The organism is Kribbella sp. NPDC051137, from assembly GCF_040682535.1.
GTDB lineage: Bacteria > Actinomycetota > Actinomycetes > Propionibacteriales > Kribbellaceae > Kribbella > Kribbella karoonensis.
The window spans coordinates 753,651-768,022 of sequence record NZ_JBFBBI010000003.1 but is presented as its reverse complement, the minus strand read 5'-3'; the positions used below and the strand labels follow the sequence as shown (position 1 = coordinate 768,022).

Below are 14,372 nucleotides of genomic sequence, written 5' to 3'. Positions count from 1 at the left end.
TCATCCCTTCAGAGCTCCCGCGGTGATCCCGCCGACGATGTACCGCTGGGCGATCAGGAAGATCACCAGCATCGGCGCGAGCACCAGCAGGGTGCCGGCCATGATCGTGCCCCAGGCCGCCAGGCCCTCCTCGTCCTTGAGGATCAGGAGCCCGACGGGCAGCGTCCGCATCGACGCGGTGTTCGTGACGATCAGCGGCCAGACGAAGTTGTTCCACTCCTCGACGGCGGTGATCACCACGACCGTGATGAGCATCGGCTGCGACATCGGCAGCACCACTCGCCACAACGTGCGCAGATGTCCCGCACCGTCGACCGCAGCCGCGTCCGTCACCTCGGTGGGCAACGTCAGGAAGTGCTGGCGCATCAGGAAGGTCGCGAACGCGGACCCGATACCCGGGATGATCAGGCCGGCGTACGTGTTGATCCAGCCGAGCGACGCGACCGTCAGGTAGTTCGGCAGCAGCGTCACGTGGCCCGGCACCATCATCGCGCCGAGCACCGCGAAGAACAGGAACTTCTTGCCCGGGAACCGCAGGTAGGCGAAGGCGTACGCGGTCAGTACGGCGTTCACCACCTTCAGCGCCGTACCGACGACCGTGATGATCGTGGAGTTCAGGAAGAACCGGTCGAACGGCGCGGCCTTCCACGCCAGGCTGAAGTTCTCCCAGGTCAGGTGCGGCCACCAGGCCGGCGGCCACTGGTAGATCTGGGCCGGGTCCTTGAACGCCGTGGACAGCAACCAGTACAGCGGTCCCAGGAACACGGCCGCCACACCGACCAGTACGACGTACTGGATCGCGCGTGCCTTCATCGGTAGTGCACCCGCCTCTCCATCACCCGGGCCTGCACGGCGGTGACCAGCAGCAGGATGACGAACATGATGATCGACAGCGTCGCCGCGCGGCCCGCGTTGAACGCCTGGAAGCCTTCGTTGTAGATCGACCAGCTGAGCGTGGTGGTGGCGTCACCAGGGCCACCGCCGGTCAGTACGGCGATCACGTCGAACGCCTGGAACGTGCCGATCACCGTGGTGATCAGCAGGAAGAAGGTGATCGGGGCAAGCAACGGGAGCTTGATCGACCGGAACCGGGTCCAGGTCGAGGCGCCGTCGATCGCGGCGGCTTCGTCGAGCTCCTTCGGCAAGCCCTGCAGCCCGGCGAGGTAGATCAGCGCGGCGAACCCGACGTTCTTCCACAGGTACACGATGACCAGGCCGGGCAGCGCCCAGTCGGAGTTGTTCAGCCAGTCCGGCGGCTCGCCGCCGAGCGGTTCGACCAGCGCCCGCATCAGGCCGTACCCGGGGTCGAAGATGAACGCCCAGATGGTCGCGACCGCAGCGCCGGACAGGATGTGCGGGGCGAACGCGATCGTCCGGACCGCGCCGCGTCCCTTCAGCGGCAGGTTGAACAGGAACGCCAGCGCGAGCCCGATCACCAGGCTGCCGGCCACGATCAGGCCGGTGAACAGCAGCGTCACCCAGAGCGTCTTGTGGAACGCGGGATCGGTCAGGGTCCGGCCGTAGTTCACCAGTCCGACGAACTTCGGGCGGGCCGCGATCATGTTCCAGTCGGTCAGGCTGAGGAACGCGTTGTAGATGATCGGCCAGTACGCGAACACCGCGATCACCAGCAGGTTCGGTGCCACCAGCAACGCGAACAGACCGTACTCGCGGCGCCGCCGGCGTTTCAGCTGATCATTGCTGCCGGCAACCGCTTGTTCGTCCGGATGAGCGCGGGCCGGCAGGTCCACTACCGTCACACCGACCTCCTGTTGAGTAGCTCCAGCAACGGTTCGGCCACCGACGGTACGGCGGCCAGGATGCCTTGGGGGAACGCCCGTACGACGGTGGCACCGGCCTCGCGGGCGATCAGCGCGCCGGCGGCGACGTCCCAGGGTTGGATGACGTGCTCGTAGTACGCGTCCGCCGTACCGTCGGCGACCGAGCACAGGTCGAGGGCGGCGGATCCGCCGCGGCGGATGTCACGCACGGCCGGCAACACGTCCTGCAGTACGGCGGCCTGCTCGGCGCGGCGCTCGGGAAGATAGGAGAAACCCGTGCTGACCAAGGCCGTCTCCAACAACCGCTCCCGCGGCGGACCAAGACGCCGCGCGCCCGGCGCCGACTCGCGACGGGCTCGGCCGGCCGCCTCGGCGCTCACCTCGACGCTCAGGTCGGCCAGGTTCACCGGGTTCACCGGGTTCACCGGGTTCACCGGGTTCACCGGGTCGGCCGGGTCGGCCGGGTCGGCCGGTGGGTCGGAGCGGTAGGCGCCGGTGGAGCGGGTTGCGGACCAGGTGGTGCCGGTGCGGGGTTGGTGGACGGCGCCGGCGATTGCGCCGTCGGCGTCCTCGACGGCGATCGAGATGCTCCAGTCGGCGCGGCCGTACAGGTAGTTGACGGTGCCGTCGAGCGGGTCGATCACCCAGGTCAGGCCGGTCGCCGACGGCCGCGAAGTCCCTTCCTCGCCGAGGATTCCGTCACCCGGCCGAGCCGCGCCGATGCCGTCGACGATCAGCTTCTCGGAGGCGCGGTCGGCCGCGCTGACCGGGTCGCTCGCGGAGCTCTTGGTCTCGACACCGGCCGCGTCGATCGACACCCCGCGCTGCCGGGCGAGCAGTTCCTCCCCGGCCGCGATCGCCAGCCTGACGGCCAGTTCGCGGAGGTCAACGGGGTTCGCAGCGGTGGACATGCCGGTGAAATTATCACCGAATGATGGTTAGGTATAGAGAAAGTCTGTGATTTTCACAGCGAAATCACATCGTGATCAATCATCGTCGTCGTTCCGCAGCCGTACGCCGGTCACGCCGTCCAGATCGTTCAACGCCAGCACCAGATCCTGCAACGGGACCCGCCCGGAGAACCGCATCGCCGCCCGGATCTGCGGACGCCCGCCGTCGCGATGGACCTCGGTGCCGAGCACCGACGCCTGGAACCCCATCGACGTCGCGGTTCCCAGGATCGACCGCAGTACGCCGGAACCGTCCTCGTACCGCACCGTCACGACGCGCCGCCGGTCCGGCGACGGCAGGAACCGCCCGAGCCGCGCGAACGGGCCGACCGCGACCAGGTGCAGCACGGTCGCGGCCCCTGCGAGGACCGGCATTCCCGCGCCGCAGGCCATTCCGATCGCGGCGGTCATCCAGATCGTCGCCGCCGTGGTCAGCCCGCGGACCACGTCCCGGCGCATGAAGATCACGCCCGCGCCGAGGAAGCCGACACCGGAGACGATCTGCGCCGCGATCCGGGACGGGTCGAGGTTCACCTCGGTGCCGAGCACGGCGTTGAACCCGAAGCCGGACACCAAGGTGAACAGCGCGGCGCCGGTGCCGACCAGCGTGTGAGTCCGCATCCCGGCGCTCTTCTGCCGCACCTGGCGCTCGATGCCGATCACCATCGACAGCACGAACGCGATCAGCAGCAGAAGTAGTTCGGTCCAGGTACTCGAGGTAGCAAGTTTCATGATCCGCGCCCTGTGCCCGCCTTACCCGCGCACTCGCGGCGCCGGAGGCGTCGCATCAGCACAGTCCCGCAGGGTCCTTTCCTTCGAGGAAAGCCGCGACCGCCGCGGCGGCGATCGATCCGGCGCGCTGGGCGGTCTGCCGGGTCGCGCCGGCCAGGTGCGGCGTCATCACGACGTTCGGCGCGGTCAGCAGCCGCGCCCCCGCCGGCACCGGTTCGGCGGGGAACACGTCGAACGCCGCGGCGCCCAACTGCCCCGACTCCAGCGCGTCCACGGTCGCGTCGTAGTCGAGCAGACCGCCGCGTGCCGTGTTCACCAGTACGGCGCCGCGCCGCATCGCCGCAAGTTGTTCGGCGCCGATCATGCCGCGGGTCTGGTCGGTGAGGCGTGCGTGCAGGCTGACCACGTCGGATCGGCGCAGCAGTTCGTCGAGTCCGACGAGTTCGATGCCGTCCGGCGCCTGCTCGACGTACGGGTCCGACACCAGGACGTGGGCGCCGAAGGCGAGCATCACGCGGGCGACCCGCCGGCCGATCGCGCCGTACCCGATCAGGCCGACCGTCGAGCCGTCGAGCTCGCCGCCGCACTCGTCGTACGCGTAGAGGTCGGAGCGCCACTCGCCCTGCTCCAGGGTTCGTTGCAACCGCGGAAGGTTGCGCAGGGCACCCATCGTCAACGCGACCGCGTGTTCGGCGGCCGCGACCGCGTTGCGGCCGGGCGTGGACGCCACGGCGATCCCCCGGTGCGCGGCGGCGGCGACGTTCACGTTCACCGGCCCGCCACGGCAGACGACCAGGTACCGGAGGTCCGGCGCGGCGTCCAGCACGCGTTCGGTGAACGGTCCCATCTGTGTGACGGCGAGCTCGACACCGGCCAGGGCCTCGATCAGCTCGTCCTCCGCGTCACTCGCCTCGTCTACCTCGGCCACCCGTCCGTACGGCGTCAGCGGCCAGGGCAGCGTGACCTCCCGGAAGTCGAACGCGACGTCCGGGATCGTCCGCAACGCGGCGGCGAGCAGGTCGTTGCGGACGAAGTGGTCGCCGGCGAGCAGCGTCTTGACGGTTCTCATCGATCTCCTGTGAACGTTGGTGCGGGGTCGGACCAGCGCGGGCGGGCCGCCTCGATCCGGCGGAGGTAGTGGGCGTAGCCCTCGGCGTAGAACGCGACGCGGGCCGGATCCGGGTCGACCTGGCGGGTCTCGGCGATCCATTCCGGGCCTGCGCTGTCCGGGTCGGTCGCGCGGCGGGCGCAGATCACCGCGCCGCGGGCGGCGACCTGTTCGGCCTCGGCGGTGTGCAGGGGTGCGTTCAGCACGTCGGCGAGGATCTGCGTCCATTCGCTGCTCCGGGCCCCACCGCCGCACACCGTGACCCGGCCCGTCCAGCCCGCCGCTTCGAGGCAGTGCCGGGCTGCGTACGCGATGCCCTCGCAGGTGGCGCGGACCAGGTCGGCCGTCGTCGTCGAGAGCGAGACGCCGTCGATCGTGCCGCGGGCTCGGGTGTCGACGAACGGGGCGCGTTCGCCGGCCTCCGACAGGTAGGGCAGTACGGTCACGCCGGCGGCGCCGGGCCGGCTGTCCGCGAGCAGTGCCGGCAGTTGATCGGTGGTCGCGCCAACGAGTGCGAGCACCCGGTCGAGTGCCGCCGTACCGACCATTGCCGGCATCGCGCGCAGCCAGACACCTGGCGTCCAGGTGCCGAGGAACAGGCCGGCCGGCTCGTCGTCGACGGGAAGATCCCGGGTGACGACCTGGCAGGCTAACGTCGTACCGACGGTCAGCAGCGCATCGCCTACCTCGGTCACACCGGCCCCCGCGGCCGCCGCCGGCAGATCGTACGGGCCGGCAGATACCCGCGTGCCCGCGGCCATGCCACTCGTGTCGTCGCGCAGCTCACCGGTTGGTCCCGCTGCTTCCACCGGCGCGAGCAGATTCCGTACGCAGCTGAGCCCCGTGGCTGCCAGCGCCTCGTCGTCGTACTGCCCGGTCCTGGGGTCGAGGAAGGGTGCCGACGCGTCGGAGACATCCGTCGCCCGCACTCCCGTCAGCGCCTGCATCACCACGTCCTTGCAGTACGCCGCCGTCCCTGCCGCCTCGAGCACCTCCGGCTCTTCGGCAAGCACCGCCGCGAGCAACGGCCCGGAAGCCCCCGGGAACATCCGGTTTCCGGAACGTCGGAACACGTGTTCCGCCACTCCGTCCACGGTCCACCGCTCGAGGATCGGGCTGCTCCGCGCGTCCAGCCAGGAGATCGCCGGGCGCACGGGCCCACCTTCGGCGTCGACCAGCCACAGGCCGTCACCTTGTGCGGTGATCGCCAGTACGCCGGGCCGCGTACCGACGGAGGCCGCGAGCTCGCGGACCACCTCGTTGACCGAAGCAACTACCTCGGCGGTCTCGTGCTCGAATCGCCCGGTACCGCGGTGCACGAGCGTGGTCGGTCGCGAGGCCACGGCGAGCGGGCGGCCGGCGTCGTCGAACGCGACGGCCTTCGTAACGGTGGTGCCTACGTCGACGCCGACGTCCATGCACTCCCCCTCCTAGAGTTCGGCGACCTCCACGGTCGCGCCGTGGTCGCGCAGTGCGTCGATCAGGTCCTTCGGGGTCTTCTCGTCGACGATCACGATGTCGAAGTCGGCCAGCGGGGCGAGCCGGTGCAGCGCGGTGCGTTGCAGCTTGCCGTGGTCGACCATCAGCACCTTGGTCTTCGCCGAGCGCAGCATCGCCCGCTTCACCAGGACGATCTCCTCCTCCTGGTGGAACGCGTGCGTCGGCGACACCGCGGAGACCGAGCAGAACAGCAGATCGGTGTGCAGCGCCTCGACCGCCTCCGCGCACGGCATCCCGCCGAACGAGTCGTGGGTTGCGGAGTAGATCCCGCCGAGCGCCAGCAGCGTGATGTCGCGGAGCTGCGCCAGCTTGGTGATCGCGGGCAGGAAGTTCGTTGCCACGGTCAACGGCGTGATGTCCTCGAACAGGTCCACCAGCGCCAGCGCACTGGTCGAGTCGTCGAGCATCACCGACATCCCCGGCTCGATCATCGTCCGCGCGTGCCGGGCGATCGCGAGCTTCTCGGCGTGTGCGGTGTTCAGCCGGTACGCCACGTTGCTCTCGAAGACGCTCGTCGGCTGCGCGCTGACGCCGCCGCGGTACTTGCGGACCACGCCCTGCCGCTCGAGCTCGTCCAGGTCGCGATGCACGGTCATCACGCTCACGCCGAACGCCTCGACCAGATCGTTCGCCGACACCGAGCCGTGCTTCACGACGTACGCCGCGATCTCGGCCTGGCGGCGCGCGGGACGGCTGAGTTCGGCGGTGTCGCCGTCGACATCCGATGTCATGCCAGGGTCTCCAAACGTAGAGGAGGAACGTTGTACGCCTCGAGACCCACTGTGCCGTCCTGCCACCGGAAACGCACCAACGCCGCGGGACCGAGCGCAGGTAGCAGTCTGCGGTAGTCGTTCAGCCGCAGCCCCAGCACCCTGCAGACGAGCAGCCGGATCAGCGTGTTGTGCGCGACCGCGAACACCTTCTGCCCCTGGTGCCGGCGCCCGATCTCGTCGAAGACCTCGTGCACCCGGTCGGCCGCCGCGACCGGATCCTCGCCGCCGGGGAAGTGGTCGCGCACAGGGTCGAGCTCGAACGCCTTGCCGACCGCGGGCGGCAGCTCGCCGAGCATCTTGCCCTCGGCGGAACCGAAGTCGACCTCACGCAGCCGGGCGTCGAGCGTCGGCTCGAGGTGCAGCGCCTCGGCCAACGGCGCGATGGTCTGCCGGGCCCGGAGCATCGGCGAACACCACAACGCGTCCGGTGCATAGTCGAGCGCCCACTCCTTGAGCAGCTGCGCCTGCCGGCCGCCGACCTCGTCGATCGGGAGGTCGGTCGAGCCGGTGTACCGGTTGCCGTGGTGCCATTCGGTCCGCCCGTGGCGGGCCAGCACGATCGTCGTTCTCATCCCCGGTACCCCCGGCGGTCGAGCTCCGCGACGAAGTCGCCGTACAGATCGTCGAGTCGTTCCCCGCGCGGCTCGAGTACCCGGTCCACCCGCACCATCCGTCGCGCCGTACCGGCAAGGTCGTGGCCGCCGGACGCCGCGAGCACAGCCATCCCGTACGCCGGATCCGGAACGGCCGGAAGTTCTACCGGTACGCCGAGAACGTCGGCGCGCAACTGGTTCCAGTACCCGCTGCGGGTCGCGCCGCCTGTCAGCGAGACCGACCGGACCGGGTCCGCGCCAAGCCTCTCCAGGTGCTCGAACGCGAGCCGCTCGACGAACGCGACCCCCTGCAGCACCGCTGAATACGTATGCAGCTCGTCAGGCGTGCGGCCCAGCGTGAACCGCTCCGCCTGCGGCGCCACGAACGGGAACCGCTCGCCGGTCTTGGTGAGCGGGTAGGTGACGGCATCAACGGGGTAGGCCGCGTGATCCAGGGCGTCGAGGTCGGCGCCGGGCAGGAGTTCGGTGAGTACGCCGGCGCCGGAGCTGGAGGCACCGCCGGGAAGCCAGCCGCCATCCGGGTGCCGATGGCTGTAGACCGCGCCGGTCGGGTCGCTGATCAGGTCGACGCTGACACCTTTGAGGACCAGCGTCGTACCGAGGACCGAGTTCCAGGCGCCGGGGGCGAGCGCGCCGGCGGCGATCTGGGCGGCGCAGCCGTCGGTCATCCCCGCGAAGACCGGGATGCCGTCGGGCGTGCGGCCGAGTTCGGAGCCGGGGCGAACAACCTCGGGGAAGGCTTCGAGCGGCAGGCCGAGCTTGCCGAACGCGGCCGTCGGCCAGGACTCGGCGACCAGGTCGTAGCCGCTCTTGAGGGCGTGGCTCGTGTCGGTCGCGACCGGACCGCCGACGAGATGGGCCGCGACGAAGTCGGCGCTGTGGGCGACGCGGCGGTCGGTGAGGTCCAGGTCGAGGATCTTCGGCAGCGCCCAGGTCGGCTGCATGCTGATCGCCCAGCGGTCGGGGTCCGCGTCGACGATCTGCTCGCGGCGGGCGGCCGCGCGGGCGTCGTCGTACATCAGGGCCGGGGTGACCGCTCGGCCGGAGCGGTCGGTGAGCAGGAAGGTGCCGGAGGTGGAGCAGATGGCGATACCGTCGACGCCACGGGTGCCGACCTCGGCGAGAACCGCGTCGACGGCGGTCAACCACTCCTGCGGATCCTGCTCGTGCCGGACGCCGTCGCGGTGACTGGTCAGCGGTCGCGCCGCCCGGGACAGCACCTGCCCCTTGGCGTCGGCCAGCACGGCCCGCACACTTTGCGTGCCGAGGTCGAGCCCGATCCAGCCCACGTACCGCCTCCAGGGTGAGTGTTATCTGCGCTGGTAACATAACACCAGATCGCGATAAGAGTACGCCAGCCCCTGGCCGAAGGCGGACACAAGTCGGCTCCCGGACGCCGAGGCGCACGGGAGCCGAAGGTCCTTGCGGTCGATCAGGAATGCATCAGCAGCAGGCCCGGATCGACGGTGGCGAGCTCGAGGCGGCCGGCATCCACGGCGCCGTAGGCACCGATCGGCCCACTGCTGCGCCGCCCGCTGCGACTCAGCCAGAACCGCCAGCCCTTCGGGGCCGCCGGCCAGGCCGGGTCAGGTTGCCAGCCGACCGGCGGACGCCATTCGTCAGTCGGCGGCTCGGGCCAGTCAGGCGGTGAGTTGAACTTGTGCACGAGCGGGTCCCTTCGAGTGAACAGCGATCCGCTGCCGTCGATCCATACCTGACGGATCAACGATCCGACGCACCGGATGTCACGCACAAATCTTCGTAAAGTTTCATCCGGCGCACGGCCTCATCCCACCACCGAAACACCCCCGCGACAACCGCTCTCTCACCAGCCGGACTGCACGTGCATCCGCACCAACAATCCACAGCTTGCATTGTCGTTGTCCACAGCAATCACCCACATATCCACAGCCTACTGAAGTTATCCACAGCGCCGACGCCGCTGGTCCAGCTGGGCCGGGGCCAGGCTAGGCGACTTGGGCAGGGGTCTCGCTCAGGCGGCACGGGGTGGTGGTGGCCGTGGTGAGGGTGGCGAGTTGCGAGCAGGCGAGGATGATCGCCTCGGCCTGCGTGCGGCAGTCGGCGTACCAGAACGGGTCGTCCGGCTGCCGGTCCTCGGCGTCGTCGATGTCGGCGTACCAGCAGTCGTGCCGGTAGTGCACGACCCGCACCTTGAGCTTCATGTGCGGTACGACGCCGGCTCCTGGACCGCGGTTCCTGTGCAAAAGGTTTACAACGTTGGAAGTAGCCGGTACAACCGAAAGCGAGACCGGTCCGCCCCCAGGTTTCGAGAGGTGCATGCCCATGAGACTGCTCCGTGTTGCCGCAGCCGCCGTACTACTGCTCGGCGTACTCGCGCCGACCGCACCGGCCGCCGAGATCCAGGAGAAAGCAGTGACGTCGCAGACGTTCCGGAACCCGGTGAACCCGTCGGCCGATCCGTCGATGATGTTCTACAACGGGAAGTACTACGTCGCGACCACCCGCGGCGACCGGATCGGGATCTGGTCGTCCACCAGCGCCGCGACGCTGCTCGTCCAGCCCGAACAGGTCGTCTGGCGGGACTCCGACCCCAGCCGGAACACGCAGATGTGGGCGCCGGCGTTCCGGCACGTCGGCGGCCGCTGGTACATCTACTACACGGCCTCCGACGGCGTGGACGCCAACCACCGGATGTACGTCCTCGAGTCGGCCGGCGACGACCCGCTCGGGCCGTACAGCTTCAAGGCGAAGATCGCCGACTTCGGCGAGTACGCGATCGACGGCGAACCGTTCACGATCAACGGGCAGCAGTACTTCGTCTGGACCGGCCCGGGCCGCGGCCAGGGCGGCCCGGCGCAGCTGTACATCGTCCGGATGAGCAACCCGTGGACGTCCACCGGCAACCGGGTCGCGATCCCGGCCGACGGCGGGTGCAGCGAGGTGCGCGAGGGCCCCACCCCGCTGTACGGCGCGACGCGCACGTTCCTGACCTACTCGACGTGCGACACCGGCAAGCCGGACTACCAACTGTGGATGAAGAGCATCGCGAACGGCGCCGACCCGATGGTCGCGTCGAACTGGGTGCAGCACGCCGGCCCGATCTTCTCCCGCAACGACGACACCGGCGTCTGGGGACCCGGGCACCACTCATTCTTCAAGTCACCGGACGGCACCGAGGACTGGATCGCGTACCACGGCAAGAACACCAGCGTGTATACGTATTCATTCCGCACCACGCGGATCCAGAAGATCACCTGGAACGCGGACGGTACGCCGAACCTCGGCCGCCCGCTGGCCGCCGGCGCGACGCAGAACCTGCCGTCGGGTGACCCGGGCTCGTCGAACTACTGGATCAACGACACCGACGCCGCCGTTGCCTACACCGGCGCCTGGAGCTCCGGGTCGGGCTGCGGCAACCAGTGCTTCTGGGGCAACGACCACTGGAGCTGGGAGCCGAACGCGACCGCCACGATCAGCTTCACCGGCACCCGCGTCGCGCTGCTGAGCGTCGCCGACACCGGCAACGGCATCGCCGCGATCTCGGTCGACGGCGGTCCGGAGCAGCGCGTCGACTACTACAGCTCGATCCGGGTCGGCGAACAGCTGATGTACATCAGCCCCACGCTGCCCTCCGGTCCGCACACGGTCCGCGTCCGCGTCACCGGCGACAAGAACCCGTCCTCGACGAGCGCGGTCATCAGCCTGGACCGCATCGAGGTCTACTGAGACATGCCCTGGACGCTCGAGGTGCGCCGTACGGCGTCGACGGAGCCCTCCCAGTGTGCTCCATCGACGCCACGGCGCACCTGCTCGTCTATCGGGACCGGGAGGGTCCGCGTTACATCGGTCAGCCCTTGAGGCCGGAGGCGAAGCCGCGGATGACGTACCGCTGCAGGATCAGGAACAACAGCAGGATCGGGAGCGCGGCCAGGATCAGGCCCGCCGCGACCAGGCCGTAGTTCGACGTGTACTGGTTGACGAAGGCAAACACCCGGACCGGAACGGTCTCGCGGCCGGAGCCGCCCAGGTACAGCAGCGGGGTGAAGAAGTCGTTCCAGATCTGGACCGCGTTCAGGATCAGGACCGTGCCGGTGATCGGTCGAAGCAGCGGGAAGATCACATGCATGAAGGCCTGCAGATGTGACGCACCGTCGATGAGTGCTGCGTTCGTGTAGTCGGCCGGCAGCGAGCGGATGAAGCCGGTGTAGAGGAACACCGTGAACGGCAACTGGATCCCGGTGTAGAAGAGGATCATCCCCTGGTACGTCCCGAGCAGGCCGAGGTCGTCGACCAGCTTGTACAGCGGGATCATCCCGAGCTGGAACGGCAGGATGATCCCGACCAGGAACAGGATGTAGAGCCCGTAGCTCAGGCGGGTCGCCGTACGGGCGAGGAAGTACGCCGCGAGGGAGCCGGCCGCGATCAGCAGTAGGACGCTCGCGACCGTGATCAGGGTGCTGTTCAGCAGCGCCGATCCGAGTCCCGCCTCGCGCCACGCCTCGCCGAAGCTGCCGACGCTCGGTGGTGACGGCAGTCCGAGGGGCTTGTTCGCGATCTGCTGCGGGTCCTTGAAGGCCAGCGTCACCAGTACGTACACCGGGAACAGGAACGCGATCGCGACCACGATCATCACGACCTCGAGCAGGAACGTGCGTGGGCGGTACTTCATGCTGTCGTCTCCCTCGACCTCAGGTACCCGATCTGCAGGAACGTGACCGCTGCGACGAAGATCGCGAGCACCAGCGCGACCGCGGTGCTGTAGCCGAACTTCCCGTAGACGAAGGCCTGCTTGTACAGCACGGTCGACAACGTGTCGGTGGCGTACCCCGGCCCGCCGTTCGTCATCGCGATGATCTGCGTGAACAACGTCAGCCCGCCGACCGTCGACAGCATCACGTTGATCGTCACGGCCGGCGCGAGCAGCGGCCAGGTGATGTGCCGGAACCGCGCGACCGTGCCGGCACCGTCGACCATCGCGGACTCGTGCAGCTCGGCCGGTACGCCTTCGAGCCCGGCGAGGAAGATCACCATCGAGTACCCGGCGCACTGCCAGATCACCGTGAACGCGACCGACCAGAGCGCGAGCGACGGATTCCCCAGCCAGTCCTGCCGCAACCCGCCGAGTCCGACCGCCCCGAGCGCGGCGTTCAGCCCCGCGTCCGGCGCCGGGTTGTAGACGAACTTCCACAGGAAGGAAACCATCACCGGACTCACCACGACCGGCGCGAAGAACACCAGCCGGAGCACCATCCGGCTCCGGATCCGCGTGTGCACACCGAGCGCGAGCAGCAGCCCGATCCCGTTCTGCACCACGACGATCGCCACTGTCAGCAGCAGCGTGTTCCGCAACGCCCCCAGCGCCTGATCATCGCGCACCAGCTGCTTGAAGTTGGCGATCCCAACGAATGCCTTGGCGCTCCCCACGCCCGACCAGTCCGTGAACGCCGATCCCGCCCCGGCAATGCTCGGGTACAACACCACCAGCGCATACACAAGCACAGCCGGCACCGCAAACCACCACGGCGGCGCAATCCGCCCACGCCGCCTGGTGCGCTTGGCCGCCACTCGCACCTGCACCGCCGAAGCCGTCATGCGCCCTTCTTGTATGCGTCGTCCATCTTCTTCAGGGCGTCCTGGACGGTGGTCTTGCCGCCGAGGAGTTGTTGGACCACGGCGAAATGGGTCGGTTGTACTTCGGCGTTCGGCCAGCGCTGGTCCATGAACGGGACGGCCTTGTTCGCCTTCAGCAGGGGGAGGAACGACGTGAGGGCGGGGTCGACCTTGGCGTCGCCGTACAGCGGGACGCAGGAGACGGCCTCGGCCCAGGCGTTCAGGTTGTCCTGCTGGCCGCAGTACTCCACGAAGCTCTTCGCCTCGTCCGCCTTCTTGCTCTTCGCGCTGACCGCGATGCCGACCACCACGCCGGCCGGGATCCAGTTGTCGGCGGCAACATCCGTCGACGGGAACGGGAACATCGACAGGTCGTCCGGTGTCGTCGCCGCGGCGCGGAACGCGGACAGTACGGCGGACACCTGGACCGCCATCGCCGCCTTCCCGGTCGCGACCATCGAGGTGGCCTGCTCGTACGTCGTACCGTTCGGGTTGTCGTTGAAGTACCCCTTCTTCTGCAGTTCGAGGTACTTGTTCATCGCGTCGACCCAGCCCGAGTCCGCGAACGACGCCTGGCCCGCGCTCATCTTGTCGTCGAAGTCCGGCGTCTTCGCGTAGACCGTGCCGGGCACCAGCGCGTACGGGATCAGCTGCGTGATCCACGGGGTCTGCGCGCCGAGGGCGATCGGCACGATGCCCTTCTGCTTCAGCTTCTCGCAGACCGCGAGCAGCTCGGACCAGGTGGTCGGCGGCTCGACGCCCGCGGTCGCGAACGCCTTCTTGTTGTAGATCGCGCCGAGCATGCTCGACCCGGGCGAGAAGATGTACGTCTTGCCGTCGTTCTGGAACGCACCCTTGAACCCGGCCGGCACCTTCTGCGTCCACGACTGGCCGCTGAGGTCCGCGAGCAGCCCGGCCTTGCTCAGCTGGACCATCGACATCGCACTGCCGCTGCCCGGATAGACCACGTGTACGTCGGGCGCGTTGCCGCCGGCGAGCTGCGTACGGAGCGCGGTCTGCACCTGGTCCGCCGGCGCGAACGAGAGGTTGAAGTCGAAGCCCGAGTGCGCCGCCTTGTACGAACCGAGCACCTTGCGCAGGCCCGGCTCCTGGTCGCCGACGCCGATCACCTTCAGCGTGCCGCCGGACGACGTACCGCCGCTGCTCCCGCCGCACGCCGCCAGCGCGCCGCCGAGCGCGGTCGCGACGGTAGCCCCGCCGGCGAACTGCAGGAGCCGCCTACGGCTGACGGACCGATCGAGTGCCATGGTTCCTCCTGAGCGCCGAGATACCGGCCAGGGATGTGAAGTAACCGCAGGATC

At 69.0% G+C, this 14,372-nt stretch carries 15 protein-coding genes; 1 reads left to right on the top strand and 14 read right to left on the bottom strand.

The genetic code is table 11. From position 1 onward, the window contains the following. The 11 genes from AB0M51_RS18760 to AB0M51_RS18710 form a co-directional block, all read right to left on the bottom strand. A complete protein-coding gene (locus tag AB0M51_RS18760) occupies positions 1–813 on the bottom strand; it encodes a carbohydrate ABC transporter permease (RefSeq protein ID WP_363749673.1) in 813 nt (270 codons plus the stop codon). Then, positions 810–1,760: a sugar ABC transporter permease gene (locus AB0M51_RS18755; protein WP_344194531.1), complete on the bottom strand. Its 951-nt coding sequence runs from the start codon at positions 1,758–1,760 to the stop codon at positions 810–812. Before AB0M51_RS18755 ends, AB0M51_RS18760 begins: the two co-directional genes overlap by 4 nt. Then, entirely contained in the window at positions 1,757–2,692 is a 936-nt protein-coding gene (locus tag AB0M51_RS18750) for an inositol monophosphatase family protein (RefSeq protein WP_363749672.1), read from the bottom strand. Before AB0M51_RS18750 ends, AB0M51_RS18755 begins: the two co-directional genes overlap by 4 nt. A 75-nt stretch (positions 2,693–2,767) precedes the next feature. Beyond that, the gene (locus AB0M51_RS18745; RefSeq protein ID WP_363749671.1) at positions 2,768–3,463 is read right to left on the bottom strand and encodes an MgtC/SapB family protein; all 696 of its coding nucleotides are present in this window, start codon (positions 3,461–3,463) and stop codon (positions 2,768–2,770) included. Positions 3,464–3,518: 55 nt separating this feature from the next. After that, a complete protein-coding gene (locus AB0M51_RS18740; RefSeq protein WP_344194525.1) occupies positions 3,519–4,532 on the bottom strand; it encodes a 2-hydroxyacid dehydrogenase in 1,014 nt (337 codons plus the stop codon). Further along, positions 4,529–5,989, bottom strand: a complete 1,461-nt coding sequence (locus AB0M51_RS18735; protein WP_363749670.1) for an FGGY-family carbohydrate kinase — start codon at positions 5,987–5,989, stop codon at positions 4,529–4,531. Before AB0M51_RS18735 ends, AB0M51_RS18740 begins: the two co-directional genes overlap by 4 nt. Positions 5,990–6,001: 12 nt before the next feature. Continuing rightward, positions 6,002–6,802: a DeoR/GlpR family DNA-binding transcription regulator gene (locus tag AB0M51_RS18730; RefSeq protein ID WP_344194521.1), complete on the bottom strand. Its 801-nt coding sequence runs from the start codon at positions 6,800–6,802 to the stop codon at positions 6,002–6,004. Then, positions 6,799–7,416, bottom strand: a complete 618-nt coding sequence (locus AB0M51_RS18725; RefSeq protein WP_344194519.1) for a histidine phosphatase family protein — start codon at positions 7,414–7,416, stop codon at positions 6,799–6,801. The genes AB0M51_RS18730 and AB0M51_RS18725 overlap by 4 nt, the downstream gene beginning before the upstream one ends. Continuing rightward, entirely contained in the window at positions 7,413–8,747 is a 1,335-nt protein-coding gene (locus tag AB0M51_RS18720) for an FGGY-family carbohydrate kinase (RefSeq protein ID WP_363749669.1), read from the bottom strand. Before AB0M51_RS18720 ends, AB0M51_RS18725 begins: the two co-directional genes overlap by 4 nt. A gap of 143 nt (positions 8,748–8,890) precedes the next feature. Then, entirely contained in the window at positions 8,891–9,124 is a 234-nt protein-coding gene (locus AB0M51_RS18715) for a hypothetical protein (RefSeq protein ID WP_344194515.1), read from the bottom strand. A 301-nt stretch (positions 9,125–9,425) separates the two neighbouring features. Then, positions 9,426–9,641 carry a hypothetical protein gene (locus AB0M51_RS18710; RefSeq protein ID WP_363749668.1) on the bottom strand — a complete coding sequence of 72 codons (216 nt, stop codon included), beginning with the start codon at positions 9,639–9,641 and terminating at the stop codon, positions 9,426–9,428. A gap of 121 nt (positions 9,642–9,762) precedes the next feature. Between AB0M51_RS18710 and AB0M51_RS18705 the strand changes: the two genes are divergently transcribed. Then, a complete protein-coding gene (locus AB0M51_RS18705; protein ID WP_344194511.1) occupies positions 9,763–11,166 on the top strand; it encodes a family 43 glycosylhydrolase in 1,404 nt (467 codons plus the stop codon). 121 nt (positions 11,167–11,287) lie between these two features. Here AB0M51_RS18705 and AB0M51_RS18700 read toward each other — a convergent pair whose 3' ends face one another. The 3 genes from AB0M51_RS18700 to AB0M51_RS18690 are packed head-to-tail and all read right to left on the bottom strand — an operon-like array spanning position 11,288 to position 14,318. Then, on the bottom strand, positions 11,288–12,109 hold the full coding sequence (locus AB0M51_RS18700; RefSeq protein WP_344194509.1) for a carbohydrate ABC transporter permease: 822 nt from the start codon (positions 12,107–12,109) through the stop codon (positions 11,288–11,290). Then, positions 12,106–13,032, bottom strand: a complete 927-nt coding sequence (locus AB0M51_RS18695) for a sugar ABC transporter permease (RefSeq protein WP_344194507.1) — start codon at positions 13,030–13,032, stop codon at positions 12,106–12,108. The genes AB0M51_RS18700 and AB0M51_RS18695 overlap by 4 nt, the downstream gene beginning before the upstream one ends. Next, positions 13,029–14,318, bottom strand: a complete 1,290-nt coding sequence (locus AB0M51_RS18690; protein ID WP_344194505.1) for an extracellular solute-binding protein — start codon at positions 14,316–14,318, stop codon at positions 13,029–13,031. Before AB0M51_RS18690 ends, AB0M51_RS18695 begins: the two co-directional genes overlap by 4 nt. Positions 14,319–14,372: the final 54 nt, after the last annotated feature.

Coding starts and splice junctions, on each gene's coding strand:
- AB0M51_RS18760 (WP_363749673.1), bottom strand. CDS start 813: ATGAAGGCACGCGCGATCCAGTACGTCGTACTGGTCGGTGTGGCGGCC.
- AB0M51_RS18750 (WP_363749672.1), bottom strand. CDS start 2,692: ATGTCCACCGCTGCGAACCCCGTTGACCTCCGCGAACTGGCCGTCAGG.
- AB0M51_RS18745 (WP_363749671.1), bottom strand. CDS start 3,463: ATGAAACTTGCTACCTCGAGTACCTGGACCGAACTACTTCTGCTGCTG.
- AB0M51_RS18740 (WP_344194525.1), bottom strand. CDS start 4,532: ATGAGAACCGTCAAGACGCTGCTCGCCGGCGACCACTTCGTCCGCAAC.
- AB0M51_RS18735 (WP_363749670.1), bottom strand. CDS start 5,989: ATGGACGTCGGCGTCGACGTAGGCACCACCGTTACGAAGGCCGTCGCG.
- AB0M51_RS18730 (WP_344194521.1), bottom strand. CDS start 6,802: ATGACATCGGATGTCGACGGCGACACCGCCGAACTCAGCCGTCCCGCG.
- AB0M51_RS18725 (WP_344194519.1), bottom strand. CDS start 7,416: ATGAGAACGACGATCGTGCTGGCCCGCCACGGGCGGACCGAATGGCAC.
- AB0M51_RS18710 (WP_363749668.1), bottom strand. CDS start 9,641: ATGAAGCTCAAGGTGCGGGTCGTGCACTACCGGCACGACTGCTGGTAC.
- AB0M51_RS18705 (WP_344194511.1), top strand. CDS start 9,763: ATGAGACTGCTCCGTGTTGCCGCAGCCGCCGTACTACTGCTCGGCGTA.
- AB0M51_RS18700 (WP_344194509.1), bottom strand. CDS start 12,109: ATGAAGTACCGCCCACGCACGTTCCTGCTCGAGGTCGTGATGATCGTG.
- AB0M51_RS18695 (WP_344194507.1), bottom strand. CDS start 13,032: ATGACGGCTTCGGCGGTGCAGGTGCGAGTGGCGGCCAAGCGCACCAGG.
- AB0M51_RS18690 (WP_344194505.1), bottom strand. CDS start 14,318: ATGGCACTCGATCGGTCCGTCAGCCGTAGGCGGCTCCTGCAGTTCGCC.